This is a genomic window from Flavivirga jejuensis (assembly GCF_030540765.1).
Lineage (GTDB): Bacteria > Bacteroidota > Bacteroidia > Flavobacteriales > Flavobacteriaceae > Flavivirga > Flavivirga jejuensis.
Map to the genome: position 1 here is coordinate 252185 of NZ_JAUOEL010000008.1, position 17915 is coordinate 270099.

Annotated in this window: 12 protein-coding genes; 4 read left to right on the top strand and 8 right to left on the bottom strand. The window is 31.9% G+C overall.

Annotation, left to right across the window (positions count from 1 at the left end; translation table 11 throughout):
- The first annotated feature begins 52 nt into the window (after positions 1-52).
- The 3 genes from Q4Q40_RS20345 to Q4Q40_RS20355 all read left to right on the top strand — a co-directional run bounded on the left by Q4Q40_RS20345 (position 53) and on the right by Q4Q40_RS20355 (position 3990).
- Positions 53-295, top strand: coding sequence for a hypothetical protein (locus Q4Q40_RS20345; protein WP_303303861.1), 243 nt, complete (start codon positions 53-55; stop codon positions 293-295).
- A gap of 113 nt (positions 296-408) precedes the next feature.
- Entirely contained in the window at positions 409-2649 is a 2241-nt protein-coding gene (locus Q4Q40_RS20350) for a multiheme c-type cytochrome (RefSeq protein WP_303303862.1), read from the top strand.
- Between the two features lie 165 nt (positions 2650-2814).
- Entirely contained in the window at positions 2815-3990 is a 1176-nt protein-coding gene (locus tag Q4Q40_RS20355; protein WP_303303863.1) for an MFS transporter, read from the top strand.
- Positions 3991-4032: 42 nt separating this feature from the next.
- Here Q4Q40_RS20355 and guaB read toward each other — a convergent pair whose 3' ends face one another.
- The 8 genes from guaB to Q4Q40_RS20395 form a co-directional block, all read right to left on the bottom strand.
- Positions 4033-5505, bottom strand: coding sequence for an IMP dehydrogenase (gene guaB, locus Q4Q40_RS20360; RefSeq protein ID WP_303303864.1), 1473 nt, complete (start codon positions 5503-5505; stop codon positions 4033-4035).
- Between the two features lie 60 nt (positions 5506-5565).
- Entirely contained in the window at positions 5566-6273 is a 708-nt protein-coding gene (locus tag Q4Q40_RS20365) for an Insecticidal toxin complex protein (RefSeq protein WP_303303865.1), read from the bottom strand.
- Positions 6274-6350: 77 nt separating this feature from the next.
- Positions 6351-9107: an outer membrane beta-barrel protein gene (locus tag Q4Q40_RS20370; protein ID WP_303303866.1), complete on the bottom strand. Its 2757-nt coding sequence runs from the start codon at positions 9105-9107 to the stop codon at positions 6351-6353.
- A 299-nt stretch (positions 9108-9406) separates the two neighbouring features.
- Positions 9407-11878, bottom strand: a complete 2472-nt coding sequence (locus Q4Q40_RS20375) for a TonB-dependent receptor domain-containing protein (RefSeq protein ID WP_303303867.1) — start codon at positions 11876-11878, stop codon at positions 9407-9409.
- Positions 11859-13223, bottom strand: a complete 1365-nt coding sequence (locus Q4Q40_RS20380) for an HTTM domain-containing protein (RefSeq protein WP_303303868.1) — start codon at positions 13221-13223, stop codon at positions 11859-11861. The genes Q4Q40_RS20375 and Q4Q40_RS20380 overlap by 20 nt, the downstream gene beginning before the upstream one ends.
- Positions 13224-13282: 59 nt before the next feature.
- Entirely contained in the window at positions 13283-14383 is a 1101-nt protein-coding gene (locus Q4Q40_RS20385) for an imelysin family protein (protein ID WP_303303869.1), read from the bottom strand.
- Between the two features lie 97 nt (positions 14384-14480).
- On the bottom strand, positions 14481-15698 hold the full coding sequence (locus Q4Q40_RS20390) for a DUF4856 domain-containing protein (RefSeq protein WP_303303870.1): 1218 nt from the start codon (positions 15696-15698) through the stop codon (positions 14481-14483).
- Between the two features lie 160 nt (positions 15699-15858).
- On the bottom strand, positions 15859-16722 hold the full coding sequence (locus tag Q4Q40_RS20395) for a hydroxymethylglutaryl-CoA lyase-like TIM-barrel protein (RefSeq protein WP_303303871.1): 864 nt from the start codon (positions 16720-16722) through the stop codon (positions 15859-15861).
- A 133-nt stretch (positions 16723-16855) separates the two neighbouring features.
- Here Q4Q40_RS20395 and Q4Q40_RS20400 point away from each other — a divergent pair, with 133 nt between their 5' ends.
- The gene (locus tag Q4Q40_RS20400; RefSeq protein WP_303303872.1) at positions 16856-17812 is read left to right on the top strand and encodes a spondin domain-containing protein; all 957 of its coding nucleotides are present in this window, start codon (positions 16856-16858) and stop codon (positions 17810-17812) included.
- Positions 17813-17915: the final 103 nt, after the last annotated feature.

Genomic DNA, 17915 nt, shown 5'->3' on the forward strand with positions numbered 1-17915 from the left:
ATTATTTCACTTTTTAGATTATATTTGAATTACTATCTATTACCTTTTTTTTATGCGCAAATTAAAACTTATTTGGGATTTTCACGGTCCTGATGCTAATAAAATAGCACAACACCATGAAATCCATTTAAAAGAATATATAAAATTAGAAAACCTTAATATTTCTATTACTGGCACTGAAAATTTAAATGCTATACATGTTATAGCCTTTTTAGTTGTTGATGAAGATAAAATGAAACCTATAAGAGATGCTTTAAAACCGCATCGTGGACAGGTTTATAATGACATGGTTTAAACTTTTTTCAATTAATATTCCTTAATCAAATAAAACTAAAAAACCTATGATCAAAAATTTGTTTTTAGGATTATAGAATGAGTAATTTTATAGCATCTTTTTAAGTACATATAATGAGCTTCCCTAAAGACATCAATTCTAAAAAATTTAGTTATTACCTAAAAAAAGTATGCAACCTTCTTATCATATTTTTTCTTGTTTATGCTTGTAAAAAGCATGAGTACCAGCCAAAAAACAGTGTTCATAATAAAACAGAACATCAAAAATTTGTAGGCAAAGAGGCCTGTATAGAATGTCATAAATCAGAATATGATAGTTGGAATGGTTCCCACCACCAACAAGCGATGAAAATTGCCGATTCCACAACTGTTTTAGGGGATTTTAATAATAAAACCTTTGAGCATAAAGGTGTTAAAAATACTTTTTTTAAGCAAGGAGATGATTTCTATGTCAATACCGCAGATAAAAATGGAGACTACCACGATTATAAAATAGTATATACTTTTGGCGTTACTCCTTTGCAACAATACATTGTTAAATTTCCAAATGGTGCCTATCAATGTTTAATAACTGCCTGGGATACCGAAAAGGGGTTGTGGTTTCATTTACAACCCAATTTAGAATTAGCACACGATGAATGGATTAACTGGACAGGAGGTGCCATGAGGTGGAATACAGCTTGTGCAGATTGCCATTCTACAAATCTTGATAAAAATTTTAATTCAAATACAGATACTTTCAACACGACTTTTAGCGAGATTAATGTAAGTTGCGAGGCTTGCCATGGTACCGCCAGTAATCATGTATCATTTTATAAGAATAACAACAATAAAGATTCTGTGCCTCCGAAATTGTATATGAGTAAATCGTTAGCTTCAAAAAGTCTCGTTGAAAAATGTGCAAGATGTCATTCTAGAAGGGGACAAATCACGAAAAAATTCAATTACGAAGGACATTTTTTAGACCATTACAATCCTAGTTTACTTATTGATCCTATCTATGAACTTGATGGCCAAATAAAAGACGAAGATTATGTTTATGGTTCTTTTATGCAAAGTAAAATGTATCAAAATAATGTTGCTTGTGTTGATTGCCATGATGCGCATTCATTAAAGCTTAAAAAAACAGGAAACAGTCTTTGTTTATCATGTCATGAACCTAAATATGATAGTAAATCGCATCATTATCACGAAGTAAATACGGAAGGGTCTCAATGTATTAATTGTCATATGACTGGTAAAATATATATGGGGAATGATTTTAGACGCGATCATAGTTTTAGAGTTCCAAGACCAGACCAATCTGTAAAATACGGAACTCCAAACGCTTGTAACGGGTGTCATAAAGACAAATCTCCCGAATGGGCCAGTGAATTTATAAATTCTAAATATGGCGCTAAACGACCTGATCATTTTTCTAATTACCTTCTAGATGGTTATAATGGGAATCATGAAGCTTTATACTCATTAGCATCACAAAATAAATTCCCAGAAATTGCAAGAGCAACGGCTTTATACCAATACACAAACTACGCACTAACTGATAAAGAGATACATGATATTAGGAAATTCTTAAAAGATCCGTCTATTCTTGTAAGAAAAGAAGCTGTACGTTCTTTTGAAAAAATTCGTGGTCAAAATTACCATGCAGATATTGAGCCTCTATTAAAGGATTCTATAAGATTAGTAAGGATTTCTGCCGTAAAATATTTTAATAGTATAGCTGCTGACATGACAGGGAATAAGCATTTTAAAAAAGCAGAAAAAGAATATCTGGAAGAGCTTGACATGAATACCGATTTTGCCTCTGGACAGCACCAAATTGCTGTTTATAATGAAATGAAAGGACGTACAGATTTAGCTATTAAAGCCTATAAAAAATCTTTAGAAATTGATAATCGTTATAATATTTCCAGGATGAATTTGGCCTTATTAGTTTATAAACAAGGAGATATACAGGAAGCAAAAAATCTTTACCTTAAAGTTATCGAATTAGAACCAGATTATGGTAATTCTTATTATATGCTAGGTTTATTATTTAATGAAATTGGTGACACCAAAAATGCTTTAAAATATTTAGATGAAGCATGTAATAAAGAACCTGTAAACATTCGAGCGTTTTATAATTATGCTTTAAAACTTCAAGCAGAAGGTTTAAATAAAAAATCGATAGAAATTATTAATAGAGCATTAGTCATTTTTCCTGAAAATGAAAATCTATTGTATGTAAAACTGATTGGAGAAATTAATTTAAAGCAACATATTAAGGCATATAATACTTGCTCCAAACTTATTCAACTTGTACCGAACAATGCTAATTACAAACAGATTTTAGAAAGTTTAAAAACTCCTTAATTTCAATAACACTATATTGATGTAATAAAAAAATCGAATTTTGTTATTTTGCGTCACCTAGAACTGCAAAAAAAAGCAGTTCTGATGGCTCCAAAAGAGAGGTGACATCGGAAACCCCGACGCAGAACGTCGAGGAATTCTTTAGATTAAATTAAGTAACTATAAATGAAACAACAGAGTTTAATACTTAAAGTAATTGTAATTTCTCAATTTTTATGTACATCCCTTTGGTTTGCCAGCAATGGTGTGATTAATGATCTTGTAATAAATTTTCATCTTAATGATAGTGCCTTAGGTCACTTAACATCATCTGTCCAATTTGGGTTTCTTTCTGGGACACTTATCTTTGCTATTTTAACAATTGCAGATCGTTATTCACCATCAAAAGTCTTTTTTATAAGCGCTTTATTGTCTGCTCTATTTAATTTTGGGGTTTTATGGAAAGGAAATAGTTTAGCAAGTTTACTATTATTCCGATTTTTTACTGGTTTTTTCCTTGCAGGTATTTACCCTGTTGGCATGAAAATAGCTGCCGATTATTACGAAAAAGGACTTGGAAAATCGCTTGGTTTTTTGGTTGGAGCATTAGTTCTTGGTACCGCTTTGCCTCATTTATTAAAAGGAACTACCAATACCCTCCCATGGGAATCTGTAATACTTACAACGGCATGTCTTTCGGTAATGGGTGGTTTATTCATGGTTATTATGGTTCCCGATGGTCCCTATAGAAAACCCAGTCATAAACTAAATCTTTCTGCATGCTTTAGTGTATTTAAGAATCTAAAATTTCGTTCTTCTGCTTTTGGTTATTTTGGGCACATGTGGGAGCTTTATGCTTTTTGGGCATTTACGCCAATCATGTTGAAAGCATATAGTATTTTACATCCTAAAGCTGTATTAAACATACCTATTTTGTCTTTTTTAATTATAGGGATTGGTGGATTATCCTGTATACTAGGAGGCTTCATCTCACAAACAATAGGTGTTAAAAAGACCGCTTTTATGGCATTATTACTATCATGCGGATGCTGCCTTATCTCTCCTTTTATATTTTCAATTGAATCTAAAAACCTATTTATTATTTTTCTTGTTTTTTGGGGAATGGTAGTAATCGCAGACTCTCCTCTATTTTCAACGTTGGTAGCACAAAATGCACCTCCCGAAATAAAAGGAACCGCACTAACTATAGTCAATTGCATTGGATTTGCAATTACTATAATCAGTATTCAAATTATAAATAGCGTAAGCAGTCATACAGATTCGAATAGCATTTATACCATACTAGCTATTGGCCCTATATTAGGCCTCATTGCTTTAAGTAGAAAAACTAAACCCCTCTGAACTAGAAGTCCATAAATTCAACTACAGTTAAGACCAATAAGATTACCTAGAATAGTTAGGAGACTCTTTAGTAATCGTTACATCATGAGGATGACTTTCGTTAATACCACTTGCTGTGATTTTTACAAACCTTCCATTTTCTTTTAATGTCTCTATATCTTTTGCTCCACAGTATCCCATACCAGCACGTAGTCCGCCAATAAACTGATGGATACTTTCGTATAGATCTCCTTTATAAGGCACTCTACCTACGATGCCTTCTGGTACGAGTTTTTTAATATCGTCTTCTACATCCTGAAAATAACGGTCTTTACTACCTTGTTTCATGGCTTCTACAGAACCCATACCACGGTATGACTTAAATTTTCTTCCTTCGTAAATAATGGTTTCTCCTGGGGATTCTTTAGTTCCTGCTAAAAGAGATCCTAACATAACTGTATCTGCACCAGCTGCAATCGCTTTTGGAATATCTCCTGTATAACGAATACCACCGTCTGCAATTACTGGTACACCTGTACCTTTTATAGCAGCAGCTACTTCTAAAACGGCAGAGAATTGTGGAAAACCTACACCTGCGACAACACGTGTTGTACAAATAGACCCTGGTCCAATACCTACTTTTACGGCATCAGCTCCTGCTTCAACTAAATATTTTGCTGCTGCACCAGTAGCGATATTACCTACTATAACTTCTAAACCTGAATGTTTAGCTTTAATTTCTTTTAATACGTTAACCACACCTTTAGTATGCCCATGTGCTGTATCAATTACAACAGCATCAACACCCGCATTTACTAAAGCATCCGCTCTATCTACTGCATCTCCAGTAACTCCGATAGCTGCAGCTACTCTTAAACGTCCATATTGATCTTTATTCGCCATTGGTTTTTGGCTCAACTTCGTTATATCTCTAAAGGTAATTAAACCCGATAGTTTAAAGTTATCATCTACAATAAGTAACTTTTCAATTTTATGTTCTTGAAGAATAATTTCGGCATCTTGTAAAGAAGTTCCAACTTCAGCAGTGACCAAATTTTCACTTGTCATTACTTCAATAATAGACCTAGAATTCTCATGTTCAAAACGTAAATCACGATTGGTCACTATCCCTTTTAAAGTACCTGCTTCATCTACTATAGGAATTCCTCCAATACCATGCTCTGCCATATTCTGTTTGGCATCCTTAACATTGGCAGTAAGAGGCAACGTAACAGGATCCATAATCATACCGCTTTCCGCACGTTTTACTTTTCTAACTTTTAAAGCTTGCGCCTCAATCGTCATATTTTTATGCAATACACCAATACCACCTTCTTGAGCCATGGCTATCGCCATTTTACTCTCGGTAACAGTATCCATCGCTGCCGAAATAACAGGCACGTTAATGGTAATATTACGTGTAAATTTTGTTTGAATATTAACTTCGCGTGGAAGAACTTCGGAAAATGCTGGAACTAAAAGTACGTCATCGTAGGTTAATCCCTCTCCTACTATTTTGTTTTCGTGTGCGGTCATGATGCAATTACGTTATAATTGCGTGCAAATATACAATTAAATTATAAGATAATAATGATATTATTTGTATCTGTTTTCGCAATATGGCTTAAGTACTTCAATAGCATAATTATAACGTTCTTCCGCTTTCGAAAGATCGCCTTTAAATCTAATAGATTTTGGCATGAATATACTATAAAGAAACCTCCCTCTAGCAATACGATCCAAGGTTTTTAAATTATTAACATCCATGGTTTTATAGATCGTGTCTATCCATTTATATTGTTCTTTTCTCAGAATCGTTTTATCCCATTTTAAAGCCTGCACTGTTTTTAATATGGATTGCGAATTATAAAGACTTTGTAATTCGGTAAATACGTTATTAAAAACAACCTCACTCCCTTGCTTTGCATAGGCTTTTATATCTTTTTTTGAAAATATTGAATATGGAAAAACGTCTATAAGATGCATTTTTTTTGATATGAAATAAGCCATTTTAACCCAAATCACCTCATGTTCTTTCCTCTTTAATTCATTAAAAAGCCATTTATAAAAATCCCGTCGTTGTGAAATGGTTTTATATTCTTGTGATAAATTATTTTTAAGATTAAATGTATTAGCCTCTTGCCATACCAATGTGTTTTTACTTCTATCACATTTTAACCAATCGGAAGGTTCTAATGATTGTTTTTGAGTTTCTTTTTGATACACTCTTAAGTTTTTCCATTCTTTAGCAGAAAGGGTACTATTTAAAGTGATTAAAAGAGCAAAAACAATTTGTCGTATCATGATATAAAAATACGATATATCTGAAAAGTGTTTTTTATATACGGTAAAATAATATAATTTATAGTAAAGTAAACATTTTATCTACCACCTCTAGAACCTCGATTTCTACCACCTGATCCTCTTCCTCTATTTCCAACATTTATATTTTGACCTGCAAATCTTCCGAATTTATAAACAAAAGTGACCATAAAATATTGTTCTAAAATCTTATTTTCTACATCTTGAATATAAGTTTCATTTACTGTTCTTTTATAGCCATTATTTTTTCCAAGTATATCATAACCTACTAATGTTAACGTCCCTTTGTTATCCCATAATTCTACACCAAGTCCTGCATTCCAAAAAACAGCATCACCATCAAAATCGTCGCCAACCCTACTGTTATAACGATATGACACCTTATTGGTAAAGAAAGTATTTTTTAAAAAAAACACAGACGTTTCTATATCTAAGTTTTGAACGAAGTAACTATTGTCATTAAAAACATCTGTATCGTAAACACTTTCGTTTACAGTATAACTATAAACACCACTTAAATCCAATTTATTATCATAAGAATATTTAAAAGATATTGACGGTCTAATGCTTGTTGTTTTTGCAGTAAATTTTAGATCGTTTTGAATAGACAGATTATTTCTATACCCTCCTTGTATTCGGGCGTTCATATTTATATTCGTTTTTTTATTAAAATAAGATTTTGAAATAGCAGCGTTACCTGTTAGTGTATAATCGCCATTTATATTATCGTAGGTTGTATATTGAATTAAATCTTGATTGGTTGTAGTGGCATTGATTATCTTATCTTGAACAAATTGAACCTTGGCATATCCTGAAATATTTATATTATTGTAAGCTAAATTATTTTGGTATCTAAAACTTAAATCATTATTAATTTGTGGTTCTAAAAGCGGATTTCCCACTCGAATATGTGTAATATCAGTAACATCTTCAACAGGTTGTAATTGATTTGCTGATGGTAAATTCACACTTTGATTATAATTTAACGTGATGTTTTTATAGCCATTTTTATCCCTATAACGTATGCGTCCCATATAGGTTACATATTCAAAATCCCTTTTGAAATTTCTAGTATTTACTAACTCATCTTTATAGTTTCTATACGTATTTGTAAAAGCACCTTCTACTTCAAAACGAAAATATTTATAATCGTATCTTAGTCGTAATGCTGGTTTAATGGTTGTTGTAACATATTTATTATCTGAACTTAAAACCTCGTTAAAATCATCATGCTCCTCTGTATCATCATCAAAATCGTAAATAAAATTTTCATTTTTCTCAGAATGAATCACAACATTATATTTAGGAATCATTCTAAAATTAAGAAATAACTCTTTATTCCATAAAGCATAAAAACTAATATCACTGTTATTCGTTTTTATGTCACTTATTTGATTTTGGATAATAGAGTCGTTCCTGGTGTAGAATTTATTTTTCGAATACTTTGTGCTTTCTGTATCTCCTTTATTAAAATTGGTTGTTAGTCCCACATTTAAATAGTCTCGTCCTTTTCCTGTTACAGAAGTTACACTAAAGTTATTTTTAATTTCATAATTTGTAGATATAGATGTGTTTGAAGCATTATAATCACTTACTAAATCACCATTAGCATATTGCGATGTTCTATCTACAAGCGAACCCGATTCCTTACTACTCGTATTAAAATCTGTTTCATTAGACAATTGAACTTTATTATTATTTAATTTGTTTTTTGGTTTGATAATAAATTTTAAATCCATCCCCGCTCGATGGCTATCAGAATCACTATAGCCACTATTTTCCGAATCTGTAATATAATTTAAATCGGGTAAAAAATTCTCTTTAAAGCTTTTTTGCTCAGTGTCATTATTTTGTGAACTATATCTGTAATTTCCATTTACACGTGTTTCATTCCACTTTCCTTTAGTATAATTAGCGCCTGCAAAATCAGATTTAATATGGCCATTACTTGTGTCGGTGTCTGGCAGAGCATTAAACCCTCTAGACATATTAATGTTATTGGCTCCACCAATAAGTCCTAATTGTTTGCCATCAATTAACTGAAAAATATTGGCATTGGCTTGATATTTTTTATCTGTTCCATACCCGCCTTTTAAATCACCAAAACTAGCATGGTTTTTTCCTTTTTTTATTTTAAAGTTTATTTCTTTAGTCTCAGAATCAGATTCTTCTCCTGTAAACTTTTGCATGTTAGTTTTGTAATCGGTAACCTGTACTTTGCTTATTACATTACTTGGTAAGTTTTTTAAAGCAACTTCTCCTTTTTTCTCTCCGAAAAATCGCATCCCATCCACGTTTATGGCTTCTACTTCTATACCATTTACGGTTATATTACCATCTAAATCAATTTCTATTCCAGGTAATTTTTTTAGTAAATCTTCTGCTTTATCGTTGGGCAATGTTTTAAAACTATCGGCATTATACTCTATGGTATCTTTTTTAATTATAATAGGAGGTGCTTTCCCTATAATAGAGACTACATTTAATTCTTCAATTTGGTCTTCTAAGGTAATAACACCTACATCTAATAGGTCGCCACCAGGAACATCAATATTTTTTTTATAAGGTTTATAACCTAAATAAGCGATATTAAAAATAGCTTTTGAATCATTTTCAGTGTTAACTCGTATTGAAAACTCCCCATCTTTATTAGTTATTCCATAAGCCATAGGAATACTGTCTTTTATACTTTGAAGGTAAACTGTAGCGCCTTCTAAAGAATTTGTATTTAGGTCTTTAACAACGCCTTGTAATGTAAATTTCTGAGCAGATAATGATGCTGATGTAAATAACAAAAGTAAAAGTAATTTCTTCAATATGAATATTTTATTAAGATGTCATATTGAGACATATTTTTAAACTAAAGGTTTAATAGCTATATGTTAAAAAATAACTTTATTAATAAAAGCTATTAGTAGCAACCATTAAATGTAATAAAAATATACATATTAAGAAGATGTAACGGTAAATGTATTTGCTTTTTTTAAAGTAATTGTTTTAAAATAATAATGGTAGAAAGAGAAAAAATTAGGCATAACCTAGGGGAATTATTTTCGGTTAAAACCTGAGCTATTAATACAATCAATTTTTATTATTATTCTCATACCTTATCTACTTAAAATTTGAGTTGTAAGGTAGTATAAAAGTTTCTAGGAGCAGATGGAATAATTCCTGGTCCTGGGTATCCTGTTGCCCTTCTTGTAAAATAACTATTATCCAGAACGTTATTTATTCCTGTTTCTAACTTGATTTTTCTGAACGTATAAGATAATGATACATCTAAAATATCATATTCCGGTATCTCTCCAATCACGCCTTCTCTAATTGATCCCGGTGCATCTATTTCTGCATTAGAAGAATCTGTATATTGTTTTGAAAGGAATGAATATTGAACACTGCCTAAAAAGTTTTTATACCCGAACCGTAAGATTGTTTTTAGGTTAACATTGGGTATGAATTCTACCTGGTTCCCTTTTACCCCATTTTGTTTGGAACTTGTATATTCGGAATCTATATAAGCAAAATTCACTGCCAATCCTAACCTATATTTAGGGTCATGCTGGAATAGATCTAAAATATTCCAATCGACAAAACTTTCAATACCATAAATAAACGCATCACCTACATTGGTTCTTACCCAATTAGCCCTATCGTCTAGAATATTACCTATTCTACCATTATAATTAACATTAAATACACCTATATCGTACGAAATAGCTTTTTTGTACTTCCCTCTTAATCCTATATCTAAAGTAAAACCTTCTTCATCTGTAATATCTGGATCAATAATAAAAGTGGGGCTTACAGAACGAATATCGCTAAAAGTAACCGAACGGTAATTTTGTGATACATTAGCATACAACTCAACATAATGGCTTGGTTTATAGCTTGCCCCAACCCCTAACAGAAGGAAGTTACGGTCAAATACCCTGTTATCTTCGTTTTCTGCCGATGCTATCAGGTTGTTTGCATTGTCGTATGCCTTTGTAAAATAATCACCTTGGCTTTCTGTCCTGATCTGCTCAAACCTAAACCCGGGCGTAATCGATAATTTATATGAAACTTTAAAAATATTTTCTCCAAAAACAGCTAAATTTCTATTTGGGTATTTAAAATTAGAAACATTAGGGTAATCTCCAGTAACAGTTTCTACAATTGAAAAATCGGGGTCGATTCCCACACTGCCTGCTCCTTGTTCTCCCGAATTATTAGCATTATAGTATTTACTGCCTATTAAAAATACCGATTCTTTGCCTAGTAAATTATACTTGGTTAAAAACCTTGCTTCTATACCCCAGTTTTTAAATTCACCAATTAATATATCCCGATTATAAAAATACGTTCCGTCGAGGTTTGTAATATCTTCATCTTTTATAGGGTTTTTATTTAATCCTGAAGGAAATGGATCCCCTCTAAATCCGATTGCTTTTCTCGAAGCATCCAATCCGAAAAAATTAAATGTAAAATTTGTTTTTTCTGAAAATTTATGTGCAAACTTTAAGTTATACAACAACCAATCGACTTCAAACCAATTACGTTCTCTGTTGCTTTGCAGTGGGTCTTCATTAAACATGGTATCTGTTAAACCGCCTGCCTGCTGGGCTAAATAACGCAAATACGTAACTTCTGCTCTTAACGACGTGTTTTTTGTAAATTGGTATCCTAAATGGGCAAATACATTTTTAGATTCGAATTCTGAATTTGGTCTAAAACCATCTCCCCTTTTGTAATTAAAATAGGTGTAATAACTCCATTTATTTTTTGTACCACTTAAACTCGTAAAATTGGTATACAATCCAAAACTTCCTAGTGTGTTTCTTGTTATAATTTCTAAAGGCTTATTCGGATTTGGAGATTTCATTTTAAAATTTATCAAACCTCCAAACTGTGTTCCATATTGTAAAGAAGCTGCGCCACGAATCACTTGTATTTCTTCCAAACCCTCTGCCGCAGGAGTGTAATAACTTTCTGGATACCCTAAAACATCAGCACTAATATCATACCCATTTTGTCTGGTATTAAAATTTGCAGTTCTGTTAGGATCTAATCCACGACCACCAATATTAAGTTGTAACCCAGCATCATCATTTTGATAAATGTTTAAACCTGCTACCTGACTATATATTTGCCGTGCGTTATTAGAGGCTAAATTTGCCATGGATTGCTCCACCAAGATCACTTCTGTTTTTTTACCTGCATAAATAGCAGTTCCTTCAACATCTTTTAATCGTTTTAACTCAAAAAGGCGTTGTTTTCTAGCCGTAATCTCGACTTCTGATAAGTTCTGCGTTAGATCTTTTAAAACAATTTTTAATTCTGAGGTTGTATTCGTTTGAATAGAAATTTCTTCAGCTTCATATTCTAAAGAAAAAAATATAAGTGTTAATGTTTTTTTTGAAGTTTGAAACTGAAAATAACCTGAATCATCAGTGGTTGCTAGTAATCCAGAGGCTTTATCATAAACCTTAACATTGTTTATTGGCCGATTATCTTTTGAAAAAGTAACTGTACCAGAAATATTATTTTGTGCAAAAAATGAAACACTAAAAATGAGTGCTGCTATAATTTTAAAGTCCTTTAATCTCATCCTTAAGTGGTAAAATCCAATGTTTTGGTTTAAGCGATTCTTTTTCTTGGTACAAATCTACATATTTATCTATAAACAAAGCACTTAATCTACCATTTAACGCAACATAACTTTCTACAAAAACTTGCACATTTTCATGTCCTTGTGCCGTAAAATGATCCCCTAAAAAGTGTGCATATTCTAAAATAAAATCGGGTTGAAAACTCATTTGTTTTTCTTGAAATGGCGTTAGGAAATCTTTATTATCAACATAAAAATAATCGTCTGTTTTAGCATTTACGATTTTAAATGTACTCATTCCCATTTTTTCCATGAGCATTACACGCCATGAAAAGCGAAAACCCTCTTCTGTCCAAAATAATTCATTGGGATAAAGCAGGTACCTAAAAGGAAAAAGCAATTGAATACAGAAAAATAGACTTAGAGTGATTAATAATGGTTTTCTGTAACTAAACTTATAGCTTTCAACTTTCAGGATTGAAGGTTTATTTGTCTCAAGCCGAAAAATCCTTTTTAAAAAGGCAATAATCTTCTTATGAAAATCTGCTTCAAAGAATATTAACGTTGATACGATCATGATAAATGGAAACATGCCTATTGGAAACAAAACTCTTGTAAATACGTGAAAGAACACCACCAGAGCAAAGGCAAACCAACGTGTTTTTTTATACAGTAATAAAAACGGAATACTTAAATCGTACAATGCACCACTCCAACTCATAGCATAATGAAACCAGTTCTGACTCATAAGACTTTCACCTATTAAAGGTAAATCGTATTTTGAGGGCAACCATATTTTTAAGGGCATCGCCTTAAACAACCAATCGCTATTCAGTTTTGCTAAACCAGCATAAAAATAAACAATACCTAACAGTAGCTTTATAGCATCTGTAGTCCATTTTGGAATAGTTTCGTAACGTTTCTTTCTAAGAAGATTATCTAGCGAAAAATAGGCGTTTGCTGGTAAAAAAATCATTAAAAAACTCAACAAACTTATAAAGTAATAATGATTTAAATAGGTGGTTTTATCCATTAATTCAATATAAGTAAAACTTAAAAAGAATGTGATAATAGCTATTCTGTATTTTAAACCAAAAGCTATAAATAAAGCAGATAAACCACAGATAACAAAAAGAAGATATGTGTAAACACCTAGAGGTTTTATAAACTCAAAACCATAATAAGAAAAGTTAAATTTAGGCTGAATATAAAGTGTGTCGATCCAACCATGATACCAAAAACGGATCATACCAAAACACATCATAAGACCGAAACATATTCTAAAAAAAGCTAGTGGCGCTGCACTTACGTTTTTACTTAGGTATGTTTTAATACTCAAATTCATTGTATAAAAAAAAGGTTGCCATATCATAGACAACCCTGTTTATTTAATTTGTAGTCTTATTAATCACCATCGGCATCAACAAAATCTACACTTATGTTAAATGCTTGAAGCATATCAACTTTTAAAGACACTACAACCAACTGAAGTGCATCAAAAGCTTCTGTTATTTTTGCATTATCTGTGTTAATTTGAGTGCTGAAATTAGCATCTAACGTTTCTATTTTTACGCGAGCAGCATCAAATCTTGAGTTTATCAAAGTCACCAGATCATTTCTTTCTAAGTAAACTAAATAACTTTTAAAACTCTCTCCTGTAGTGTTTGAACTATAATGCTTACCGTTAAAAATATTTTGAACCGAATTAAGTGCTTCTAAAGCCAATTCTTTTGATAATTCTTTACTGTAAAAGGCTTCTACTTTTTCTGGAAGAGGTGACGTAGAGAACACACCTCCTGGAATGCCAAATTTGTTGGCACGCAGTCCTTTTTCATAATAGAAGATATAATCGTTTATTAATTTGTTTAAAGAACTTGTAACTGTATTGGAAGTAGAGCTAACAAAAGTAGCTTTATAAGATGATGTCCAATCGTCCAAAACCGTTTCTGTTAAAGATTGCATTTGGTTTATAAGGTCTGATAAATATGTTTTATACTTAGCATCACTATATTTACCTAAAATGGTTGCATCATCATCTGCAATGCCATATAACATATAATCTACCGCGGGAAAACCAACGGCATCATTATTATTGGTATGTGTTAAATCATACCCCCCCGAAGAAACATTAGCTTCCACATCAATAGTGGAAACGGGATAAACATTCATTTGAAATGAATACAATATACCTTCAGCTTTCCCAATGTTATACATTTCTACATGTTGCCAGGCTTTGTAAGCAGATAACCAAGAGGCTCTTAAAACGTCTAAGTTCGTTTGATCGGGAACAGATATAAAAGCGTCTTTATCGGTTTTTAATGTAGTAAGTTTTACATTTAGATCTTGAAAAGCGGGTATAATTAAGTTATCAGCTAAATTTGTTAATAATGCGCCTCTATCAAAACCATCAGTAACATTTCCACTGTCTGGATCGTCATCAGACGATGCCCCACATGCTATGACAAATATTGTAATAACGGTTAGTAAAAAAATCTTTCTTGTCATACTATAATCATTTTTGCTCTGCAAATTTAATAAAGTAGTTGCTATGTATAAAACACAACAACTACTTTAAAGAAACTTTAAACTAATATTGAGGTTTTTAGTTTGCAGCTTGTGCCGATGTAAAGCCAAATTCTGCTGCTATTTCATCAGAAATGGTATCTAAAGTTGTCGTTGTAACATCCCAAAAACCATTACCTGTCATAAGTTGCGAGATGTAAGCGTCTACTTCTGTTTTAGAAAAATAAGGCAATGTTGTATTTGGCTTTCTTGTAAACTGTAAACTATAAACAAAACCAAAACCTTCAGACAAATCATGAAATGCAGCCGCTTTATTTGCTGCTAAACTTGCTTTTCCTGCTTGTAAATAATGTGCAGCCCTTACTGCAATAACCATAGATATTTTTTCTTTTATAATTTCTGCTTGCTCATCACGTACTGTATAGTTTTTGGCTTCAATAGCTGCTCTTCCTAGTTTAAAAGCATTATAAATATCTGCTGCTATACCTGTAAAATCAGTATCATTTTCTACTCTAGATAAATATTTGTTTAAAAAACTATCGGCATCCAAAACTGGAACAGCTGGATTTACTTCATTTCCATATAAATATCCATAAGCTTCATCCCATTTGTGCTCCATAGTAGTATAATCTTTATCACTTTCAACGACATCATTATCATTATTTGCTCGATTTTCTCCAGCATCTAATACAGCAGGACTTAAATAATTATTAAGTATTTGATCCACCATTAAAGCTCCGATTAAAGATTTTGCAAACGCTTGGTTCAACTCTAATCCTTTGGCATTTATATAACGTGTAGATTCTCCTCCTGCTTCTTGTAATTGTCCTGCATTACCAGCTGTAGCTATATTTTCCCAATTAGGAAAAACATCTAAAACCTGTGCTGATATCCAATTATCAAAATCTGCTTTTATAGTATTAGCTTCTGTCGTATTTGCAGAAAAATAATCTGCAGAAGCTGCTGTTTTACTTCGTATACTTTTGTCTGAGGCATTTAAATCTGTATCACTAAAATCCGCAACACCTTCAACATGCGCAAACATAGCATCTAACTTTTCTATAGCATCTAACTGATCTTCTGTTTTAGTATTATCTTTTATTGCAGACACTAATTCTTCTGCCATTTTAATTCTGGTAGTTTGACCTCCAAAACTTACTGTAGAATTTCCGTTTCTAGTAAATACGTAAGTAGCTGGGGCAGTTATTTGATTGTCTCCAGTACCATTATCATCATCACTTGAACATGAATTAAATAAACTTCCTGCAATTAATAAACTTAGAACTAATTTTTTCATTTTAATAGATTTACTCTTTTTATTTAGACTTGTTAAAAATAATCTTTACTTTTAAGCTGCAAATATAAGACACTTAATTACTTACGCAAAGCTTATTTAGATTAAATTTAAACAAACTCTATCCATACAATATAAATAGCTGTAAATCAGTACAATAAAATTAATGAAAAAAATTAAAAACCTTAGAAGCCTCATTATAAGCACTTTCAAAACTAAGTGCATTTAAGCTATTATTTTTATTTGTAGTAAAATAAGACAATAGTTTTTCGGTGGGCATATTACCTGTAAGTTCATCTTTGGCCATGGGGCATCCACCGAATCCTTGAATGGCGCCATCAAAACGTTTGCACCCTGCTTTATATGCTGCATCAACTTTTTCAAACCATGAGTTTGGTGTGGTATGTAAATGCGCACCAAATTCAATGTTTGGATATTGAGGTATTAAATTTGAAAACAGATAATTAATACTTGCTGCATCCGAACTTCCAATAGTATCACTTAAAGACAAAATCTTCACTCCCATTTTTGAAAGTTTTTCTGTCCACTCCCCTACTATATCTACATTCCAGGGGTCTCCATAAGGATTACCAAATCCCATAGATATATATACAACAACTTCCTTGTGCGATGTATTAGCAATTTCTAATATTTTTGAAAGTGTGACTACAGATTGCGCTATCGTTTTATGAGTATTACGCATTTGAAAGTTTTCTGAAATTGAAAATGGGTACCCTAAATAATCTATTTCTGGGTGTATACTTGCATCTTCTGCACCTCTTGTGTTTGCAATAATAGCCAGTAACTTACTTGTTGTTTTAGATAAATCAAGCTGTGATAACACCTTGGCAGTATCAACCATTTGAGGAATAGCCTTTGGTGACACAAAACTACCAAAATCGATCGTATCGAAACCAACACGAAGTAAGGATTGGATATACTGCACTTTATTCGCTGTTGGAATAAAATCCTTAATACCCTGCATGGCATCTCGCGGACATTCAATAATCTTTACTTTATTTTGCATTTAGTTAAAAAATGGAAGGCTAAAAATACTATTAATTTAGTTAAGCTATTAGCAATAAAATAAAGATTTTTTAATTAATCTGTAAGGTTAGATATAATTAAGCGACAGTATGGTAATATTAAATAACCATACCATGAAAAAAATTACTTTCTTGTTTATTTCTACATGCTTTATTTCCTTGGCTTCGTTTAGTCAAAATACAGCAAATTATAATATCGTTTTTGAAAGTTTTTGGGAAACCCCTACTGGCGATCCAGTACATGGTATTAGTACAATTCCCTTACCTGGTAATGCACATTGGTCTGATTTAGCTATTGCTACTCATAAAACAGCTAATACCATTTTAATGATGGGAAGCCCTGCTTCTGCTGGAATAGAGTCTATTGCAGAAACAGGTAATACCAACAATTTTAAATCTGAAGTCACAGCAAATTCTGATGCTGATAAGTTTGTTATTGGTAGTGGACTTGGGTCTGCTCAAGGTACTATAACTCAGAATATTCAAATAAGTGAAGACTACCCTTTTGTAAGTTTGGCAACTATGATAGCTCCTAGTCCTGATTGGTTTATCGCTGTTAATAGTGAGAATTTAAGATCGGGAAACAATAGCGTTAATAATGGTTGGAAAGCAACGTATACTATAGACGTATTTCCTTATGATGCAGGAACAGAGAATGGCGATGGATATTCTGGAACGAATACAGACACAGAGCCTCTAGGAGTTATAACTAGTTTAGAAAACCTTGAACCATTTAACGGTGTAAATAGTAATATGAGCCATAGAATAGGAACTGTAACTTTCAATTATATTGATTCTACTCTTAGTACTGAAACAATTAATACCATTGAAAACGTTAAAGTTTTCCCGAACCCAACAAAAGGAGGTGATATTACAATTTCTAATATCCAAAATATTGAATTAAACTCAATAGAAATTTATAACGTATTAGGAAGCTTAGTTAAACGAATAGATATTAAAAAATCATCAAAATTAAATGTTAATTTAACGAATCTTAATAAGGGTGTTTATCTATTAAATTTAAAAACTATTAATGGCTCTAGCAGCTCTCAAAAGCTAGTAATCAACTAAAAATAAAGCATCTAATTAAAGTATCACCGATAAAATTCACGCTTAAACGTTTTTATTATTCATCTTTTTCATTAAGGTATACATTTGAAAAAAATGTTTTACC

Coding starts and splice junctions, on each gene's coding strand:
- Q4Q40_RS20345 (WP_303303861.1), top strand. CDS start 53: ATGCGCAAATTAAAACTTATTTGGGATTTTCACGGTCCTGATGCTAAT.
- Q4Q40_RS20350 (WP_303303862.1), top strand. CDS start 409: ATGAGCTTCCCTAAAGACATCAATTCTAAAAAATTTAGTTATTACCTA.
- Q4Q40_RS20355 (WP_303303863.1), top strand. CDS start 2,815: ATGAAACAACAGAGTTTAATACTTAAAGTAATTGTAATTTCTCAATTT.
- guaB (WP_303303864.1), bottom strand. CDS start 5,505: ATGACCGCACACGAAAACAAAATAGTAGGAGAGGGATTAACCTACGAT.
- Q4Q40_RS20365 (WP_303303865.1), bottom strand. CDS start 6,273: ATGATACGACAAATTGTTTTTGCTCTTTTAATCACTTTAAATAGTACC.
- Q4Q40_RS20375 (WP_303303867.1), bottom strand. CDS start 11,878: ATGAGATTAAAGGACTTTAAAATTATAGCAGCACTCATTTTTAGTGTT.
- Q4Q40_RS20380 (WP_303303868.1), bottom strand. CDS start 13,223: ATGAATTTGAGTATTAAAACATACCTAAGTAAAAACGTAAGTGCAGCG.
- Q4Q40_RS20385 (WP_303303869.1), bottom strand. CDS start 14,383: ATGACAAGAAAGATTTTTTTACTAACCGTTATTACAATATTTGTCATA.
- Q4Q40_RS20390 (WP_303303870.1), bottom strand. CDS start 15,698: ATGAAAAAATTAGTTCTAAGTTTATTAATTGCAGGAAGTTTATTTAAT.
- Q4Q40_RS20395 (WP_303303871.1), bottom strand. CDS start 16,722: ATGCAAAATAAAGTAAAGATTATTGAATGTCCGCGAGATGCCATGCAG.
- Q4Q40_RS20400 (WP_303303872.1), top strand. CDS start 16,856: ATGAAAAAAATTACTTTCTTGTTTATTTCTACATGCTTTATTTCCTTG.